Source organism: Corynebacterium sp. ACRPE, from assembly GCF_022347435.1.
Lineage (GTDB): Bacteria > Actinomycetota > Actinomycetes > Mycobacteriales > Mycobacteriaceae > Corynebacterium > Corynebacterium tuberculostearicum_D.
The window spans coordinates 1-699 of the sequence record NZ_JAKRNA010000067.1 but is presented as its reverse complement, the minus strand read 5'-3'; the positions used below and the strand labels follow the sequence as shown (position 1 = coordinate 699).

At 53.1% G+C, this 699-nt stretch carries 1 rRNA gene; it reads right to left on the bottom strand.

Annotated elements, in window-relative coordinates:
• Window positions 1-699, bottom strand: a 23S ribosomal RNA gene (locus MHY13_RS12135); the annotation flags it as partial.

The window sequence follows — 699 nt, the reverse complement described above, 5'->3', positions numbered from 1 at the left end:
ACAGTTCACCCGAACGCCTTAGTATTTTCAACCTGACTACCTGTGTCGGTTTAGGGTACGGGCCATACACACACATCGCTAGAGGCTTTTCTCGACAGTACAGGATCACCACCATCAACCCTTGTGGGTCTACGCATCACGTCTCAACCAAATGTGTGGCGGATTTGCCTACCACACGATCTGCACGCTTACACCACCAATCCAATAAGTGGCGTGGCTACCTCACTGCGTCACCCCATCACTTGAACCACACATCAGGCCCCACGACATCAACACCACCAACACTCAAAGAGTGTCAGCAGTGCATCCGCGGTGGTTAGTATCAGTGCTTTATCATGGGCGCGCATGTACGGGTACCAGAATATCAACTGGTTATCCATCGACTACGCCTGTCGGCCTCGCCTTAGGTCCCGACTCACCCTGGGAAGACGAACTTGACCCAGGAACCCTTAGTCATCCGGCGGATAGGATTCTCACCTATCAATTCGTTACTCATGCCTGCATTCTCACTCGCACACAGTCCACGCCTCCTTACGGTAACGCTTCAACCCATGCACGACGCTCCCCTACCCAAACAAAAAATGTTTGCCGCGGCTTCGGCGGTGTACTTGAGCCCCACTGAATTGTCGGCGCAGAACCACTCGACCAGTGAGCTATTACGCACTCTTTCAAGGATGGCTGCTTCTAAGCCAACCTCCT